This is a genomic window from Bradyrhizobium sp. th-b2 (assembly GCF_000426785.1).
GTDB classification, from domain to species: Bacteria; Pseudomonadota; Alphaproteobacteria; order Rhizobiales; family Xanthobacteraceae; genus Bradyrhizobium; species Bradyrhizobium septentrionale.
This window is the reverse complement of record NZ_AUGA01000157.1, coordinates 1-6,015: the sequence shown is the minus strand read 5'-3', so window position 1 is coordinate 6,015 and position 6,015 is coordinate 1. Positions and strand designations below refer to the sequence as shown.

6 protein-coding genes and 1 pseudogene are annotated in these 6,015 nt (G+C 56.3%); 1 reads left to right on the top strand and 6 read right to left on the bottom strand.

Annotation, left to right across the window (positions count from 1 at the left end):
• On the bottom strand, positions 1-229 hold a 229-nt coding region (locus K359_RS60485), incomplete at its 3' end, for a transposase (protein WP_029085088.1).
• An 83-nt stretch (positions 230-312) separates the two neighbouring features.
• On the opposite strand from K359_RS60485, the gene K359_RS60480 reads away from it, so the two are divergent.
• The gene (locus tag K359_RS60480; RefSeq protein ID WP_084518838.1) at positions 313-492 is read left to right on the top strand and encodes a helix-turn-helix domain-containing protein; all 180 of its coding nucleotides are present in this window, start codon (positions 313-315) and stop codon (positions 490-492) included.
• Positions 493-937: 445 nt separating this feature from the next.
• Here the strand turns inward: K359_RS60480 and K359_RS58090 are convergent, their stop codons facing one another.
• The 5 genes and pseudogenes from K359_RS58090 to K359_RS0146405 form a co-directional block, all read right to left on the bottom strand.
• Positions 938-2,308, bottom strand: a complete 1,371-nt coding sequence (locus K359_RS58090) for an adenylate/guanylate cyclase domain-containing protein (protein WP_198031289.1) — start codon at positions 2,306-2,308, stop codon at positions 938-940.
• 399 nt (positions 2,309-2,707) lie between these two features.
• Positions 2,708-3,136: a DUF4440 domain-containing protein gene (locus tag K359_RS0146420; protein WP_029085087.1), complete on the bottom strand. Its 429-nt coding sequence runs from the start codon at positions 3,134-3,136 to the stop codon at positions 2,708-2,710.
• A 469-nt stretch (positions 3,137-3,605) separates the two neighbouring features.
• Positions 3,606-4,016: a hypothetical protein gene (locus K359_RS0146415; protein ID WP_029085086.1), complete on the bottom strand. Its 411-nt coding sequence runs from the start codon at positions 4,014-4,016 to the stop codon at positions 3,606-3,608.
• A gap of 454 nt (positions 4,017-4,470) precedes the next feature.
• Positions 4,471-4,872 carry a hypothetical protein gene (locus K359_RS0146410; protein ID WP_029085085.1) on the bottom strand — a complete coding sequence of 134 codons (402 nt, stop codon included), beginning with the start codon at positions 4,870-4,872 and terminating at the stop codon, positions 4,471-4,473.
• A 778-nt stretch (positions 4,873-5,650) separates the two neighbouring features.
• A pseudogene (locus K359_RS0146405) lies at positions 5,651-6,015 on the bottom strand (DNA ligase); the annotation flags it as partial.

Below are 6,015 nucleotides of genomic sequence, written 5' to 3'. Positions count from 1 at the left end.
CAACTATCGCAGGGACGAATGTCGGGCCGATCGAATCCTCTTCGGCCGGATCATGACAGGTCCAAGCCTTGCGCCAGCTCAGCAGAAGCTGACGTGATATCCCATACCGGCGAGCCGTCGCCGACACCAGTCGTGGCCCCGAGAAGCTCTCCTCTACGATTCTGAGCTTCTCCGCACGCGTCCAGCGTCGCCGCCGACCGGTCTCCACCAAATCCATGCGGCTCAGCACCGCACTGTCCTTATGTCCGTCCATAAGGACAGTCAGCTACAGATCGGAAAAACTCGCAAGACGGCCGCCCTCGGACGGATACTCTGGAAGGGAGCGGCGTCGTTGTCCGCAAGGTTTACCCTGACGTGCCTCCCAAGGTGGAGTATGCGCTAACAGCGGAAGGCTTGGCCCTGCGTCCGGCGCTGGTTGCACTTAAGTTGTGGGCAGCGTCACGGAAGGGAAATCCTTTGAATCCGCCAACGAACATCTCCGCAGCCAAATGAGTCCTGAGCCTACTTCCGGTCTACCCTCAGCTTCGGACATGTCGTTGCACTGCGCTAGCTGACGCGATGGGCCAGGAGGCGACTTCCCACCCAAGGAAGGGGTTAAGTCTCAGCGGGCGGTTTCTGAAGGCCGAGACATATTATTCCATCCGGCCGGCAAAGGACCGCCGGGTCGCGCATGAACCATTTCAAGTTCGGGAAGGCGGATCAGACCGAGCTGAAGCATAGCTGAATCGAAATTGGCAAGCCGTTCGGCAGAAGTCCGCACTGGGTCAAACTCGGAAATTGGAGGGCGCAACCGTGAGGTCCGCTTCACCCCCGACACCGGACTTTCGATAGCCAGCGCGGCACGTTCGAAAAGGGCCATGTACGGAAGTTGCCTCACGCGATGACAAGGTCCGCAAAGAAGGGCTGCGAGGAATTCTGCGGCAGGAGGCACACCGCTTTAAGAGCTCTTAATGTCGAGCGTCTCAGAGAGGACGTTATAGACTTCTAAAGGCCTTCGGATGCCTTTGAACGAAAACTCACCCACTCTTTCGATGGAAAATTCGTTTTCGACTGCTATGGCGACTCGGGGCGAGATCAATATTTGCCCTGCTTTTGCGTCATCGCACAGGCGCGAAGCAAGATTTGAAACCGTCCCGATGGCGGCATAATCAAACCGGCCCTGGAATCCGATCGTCCCTAAAGTGGCATAGCCGTGCGAAATGCCCATACCGAAGCCGAGATCGTGCCCTAAGCGACGCCATTTTTGAATCAAATGCCCTACGGCCACTCGTATCTCGATAGCCATCTGAACGGCCTGAAGTGCCGGATTTGGTGACTGCACCGGATCGTTGAAAATCACCATCAGTCCGTCACCAACAAATCGCTCTAACGTACCTTGATGTTTGAAGATGAGCGCGCCAATTTTTTCATGGTACTCGCTCAATATAATCATTACATCTTCAGGCTCGGCAGATTCAGAAAAGCCGGTGAACCCGCGAAGATCGCAAAAAACTGCGGTAATTTCCCTCCGATGGCTCGCGAGTAAGTTTTCCGGGCCTGATGATAGGATTAATTCGGCAATCTGTGGCGACAGAAACCGCCTAAGCCTAGCCATGCGTTCTATCTCATCAAGTTGCTCCGCAACCCGACGTTCCAAACACGTGTTAAGTTTAGCAAGCTCTTCAGAACGTCTCTGAAGTTCATTCCGTTGCTCTTCAACAATCCCATAGGACGTTTGCAATTCGATCGTCTTGGCGCGCAGCTCACCCAATAAGCGACTGTTCTCGATTGCGATGACCGCTTGGTTGGCAAATGTTTTCACCAACTCCAGATCAGTCCTTTCAAAAACACGGACTTCCTGGCGATAGATAGTGAAAGCACCGACGAGAGTATCACCTTTCAGCATTGGGACTGCCAAAAAGGTTCTCGCTCCTCCTAAATCTGCTGTAGCGATGCGTAGAGGATCACCCGTGCGATAAATATCCTCAGTAATGATATCCGCAACGTGGACGATCTGATGCGAATTCGCAATTCGACCAAGGCCAGTGCGCTCGCCCGCTTTTATGGGACCTTGTTTGAGCCACTGCGAGAAAGACTCCGAGGTTCCGCTCATCGAAGCCGCTGTGTACTTGTCGCCGTCATAGGTAAACAGAATACCGATTTCTGCGTGACATAGATCGATAGCCTTTTGCAATAGCTTTTCGAAGACGCTCGAAAGGTCGCTCGATGTCTGGGAAATTAATTCTAGAATATCCCCTGATGCTGCGATCTGCTGGTACGCCAGCTCCCGCTCCAGCTGAATTTGATGGTTCAACTCGTCATCTTTCACGAGCGATCGCCTCATTTTACAAAGATCCGGAATCGGCCGAACAAGCTGGTCTAGTGCCGGTGGTCTCCCTGCCAGATGCAGCCTATCCTATCCCTGAAACTAAAGCTTTCGGAAGGGAATATGGCGACCCGCCAAGTCCGAATTGGGTCAAACTCGGAAGTTTGGCCTCGTGACATCGATGTCCGGTCTGCCGTCAGGTGAAAACGACAGGTCCGAAAAGGGCCAAGAGCCGACGTTGCGAATATGCCGCGGTACGCCGCAGGAGAGAGCGGCGAAGCTTCACTGAGTTGGCTACTGCCGATTGGCTAGGGGGAGAAAGCTATGACGTGGCGGGTAGACAGCGTCGACGCACTGCCGTTCCCAAGGGGATTTCTGTTCGGTACCAAATGCAGCACTTGGCTATTCCCGGACGAAAATATGGGACTTAACCTTCCATTCGCCGTTGGACTGGTGTTCATAAAGCTTAACGGTACTTCCGGACAGCTTGGTCGTTTCCTCGCCTTTTACCAATGAGGCTCTGAAGCGGGAAGTCACGTAGGCGTAGTCCTGCAAAATCTCTACAAGCTCGAGCTTGTGATTTCTGACGCTCGTGCCCCTTTTGGCGAAGAAGTCGCGTATTGCAGTGGGGCCGGAGACAGGTGCTGCGCCGGGCGGCATCAGACTGGCGTCGGCGGCATACATTGGCATCAAGGCGTCGAAATTCGGATCATTGATCGCGGCGTCCCATTGCGCATTGAGTTTCGTCATGTCGTCAGTGAGCGGCTCCGCTTGCGCATGGCCGATCGTGACCAACAACAGCACCAGCACCAACGACAAGGTTTTGCTCATGACTTTGCCCTCTTTGATCTGATCGTGTTCGCCAGTCTGGCGCCTATGCGACGCGCGTTCGTCGTGGAGCGGATTTAGGCCAAAGGGCGCCGTTGTATTCAGGACGCACCGCCACCAAGCTGAATAGTACTTAGTGGCGTTTGGATTGGTCCGGACAGCGCAATTCCCCGGTGACGATCAAAACAGCACAAACCCACTGCGGTCGTCTGGTCAAATTGCTCACCTTCAAATTGGCCGACTGCGAAATTCAACTTAGGCCACTAAACGTCCGTTGGGGTCAAACTCGAAAGTCGGGGCGCGCAACCGTGAAACCCCCGTCACCGGACTTTCGATAGCCAGCGCGGCACTTCCGAAAAGGGCCAACAGGCGACATGTCATCGCGTCAATAAATAAAAGAGGCCGCCAACTGAGGCGGCGGCTGCCGGTCTCGAGCGCAAGCAACTTGCCGGGACGCGCAGCCGCTAGGTCTTTAGTACCGCGTCTGTGGGCGCACGAGGCATTGGATGGTGTAAGCCATCAGATAAACGTATGCTTGGCCTGAAGGCGAATACTCTTCTACGATTTTCTCTGGTGGCACTTTCACCCACTTGTATTCACTCGGTGTGCCGTCGGGTTTATGCGCATCAATCCACACGTACCACTCAGGCTCCGGATACTTAGCGCCTTCGAGCACGACCATCTTGTATTCGACGCCTACGGCATCCTTGTCCGTGCAGCATGATTTGGACTTCTTGTCGGGACGCTCATTAGGACGGTTGTCCGGTCGCTGAAGATTGTCGAGAAACTTCCGGTCGATCTCCGGTACGGCATTCGTGTGTTCATGAGCAAAAACCAAAGGCAAAAGTAGCAAATAAAATAACAAGGCAAATATGGCCCTCATGATGAGCCTCCATGAGCGGACGCGGCCACCGATGCCGGCTCCGCGAATCGAGGCGTTCCCTGCACAATCGCGCGCTTTCCTGCACCCGCGCGCATTGCGGATGCCTAAGAGAGACCGGCACAAGAAGATTATCGGTTAAGTGAGTGTGATGCCTGCCGACGGCATTCCCCGCCGCCATTCGCCTTGAACGGAGCGTCGGCACGCCCGTCTCGAAAGGCAGCTTAAAAGAAGGCTACAGGATGATCCTGCGCTCGACCAAAGGACCTTCATATTGGTCAGAATGTCGCACAGACAATCCGGTCAATGGCTCCGATGTCCGGTTGGGGTCAAACTGAGACCTTGCTCCGGTGGGTTGGCACTTCCGGTCATCGCTCGGAAGCGGACGTCGTCACGGCCGTTCGGCATGTCTCAGAAGGGCCAACAGGCGACAATGAGGACGCGACGGTTAGTCGATCTAGACAACCGGCGCGAGGAGACGTAACTCGGCCTGGCTGCGGTAGAACTCAATCAACGGCCGCGTCGCGTCGAAGTCGGAGCGACCGCGGAGCGCGACAGTTGTTGGACCGATCACGTCGCGGTGCCGCTCCCAATCAGCGATCTTCTCCACTGCATAGAGGCCGGCAGGGATCATCCAACGCGGCAGATCGAGGGTGCGCGTATCCTCGTCGACCGCAGCGCAGGCACGATAGGCGCCGTCTATCACCACCCCGTAGAACCGCTTTTTCTTCAGCGTCGGCAACGTCGCTTCCAGGGCGTCAAACGCAGCCGGCGCCTGCTCCGGAATCGGCTGGCCGCGCTCGCCGCTGACGTAGACGACCTCGAACCCGCCGAATTGAACGATTTGGTGTTTGTTCACAACTGGTCAACCATCTAAAGGCCCCCCTCGATCCAACGCCGCCAAGCGACCCATATTCCGCTTGGACGGCGTTGTGTTGCGGACAGCAACCATCATGTCACAAAACTGCAATGCAGCCTCGGTGAGATTGTCGCGTGCTGCGGGCTGGACCGCCAGCGCGGGCGGCGGGGTCAACTCGGGTTACCGGCCCCAGGGTGGCCTCGCCAGCGCTCCATAGCTCGCCGGGATGGTTGGATCGTAAGCCGGTAGGCGACCGACTTACTCCCATCAAAAACCTCAAGCGACGTATCGCACACAGGACAGCGGTCCTCTCCTTCGGACCTTCGTCCGCACCAAAGTTCCAACCGCCGGAAACCAGCCCCGCAGCGCGGACAGGTCGCGTCCGTCTTACGCATATGCCTCACCCAAAGCCAAACCAGTCAATGACGGCTTAGCAAAACTTGCGAGGCGAAAGCATCAAAATTGAAGGAGGATATGTCCTTTGACCCGATGGCCGCTGCGGTTGATGGTGCTGTACTAATTAAGATCAGATTGTGCCGAAAGACCATGCTTCAAATAGGTTATGCCTGCGCCGTCGACTGCTTTTTTCAGGCGCGACGTGGGGCAAAGGTACTAGCGCGCCGCAGCAACTCCGAAACTTTGTGGACGAAATTCGGGAAAGCCGTAACGTCGTGAGTAGAGGCTGTGCCGCTACAGCCTCCTAGCCCCGGCAGCCCCAGCTCACCCCCTGAGTTGGGGCTCGCCGTGTCTCTCCGATCCGCCGGAGATGATTTCGCGCTCATACATCCTCTCGCACCCCTCTGAAGAACGGATGCCGCACCTTACCCTCGGCCGATTTGGCGCGGTACTCGATCTCCGCCAGGACCTCTGGCTCGACCCAGATGGCCTTATGCGCAATGCGCTTGGTGTAGGGTTGTGTTTTCCGGATTAGCGGCGTCAGACGCTTGCGTAGGTCGGCGGCCGACGCCTTGTCGAAGCCATGGTCAACTTTGCCGGCATAGATCAGATCATCGCCCTGGCGGCGGCCCACATAAATGCCGTCCCATTTGTCGCCATCCAGTACGAAGCCAGCGATCGTCAGCGTCTCGCGCTGAGCGCAGGTTCTCTTAACCCAATCGCGGCTGCGCGTGCCCGTCGGGTAAA

Bases quoted from the DNA above. Each gene is read 5' to 3' on its own strand.
- K359_RS0146420 (WP_029085087.1), bottom strand. From the start codon at position 3,136: ATGAGCAAAACCTTGTCGTTGGTGCTGGTGCTGTTGTTGGTCACGATC.
- K359_RS0146415 (WP_029085086.1), bottom strand. From the start codon at position 4,016: ATGAGGGCCATATTTGCCTTGTTATTTTATTTGCTACTTTTGCCTTTG.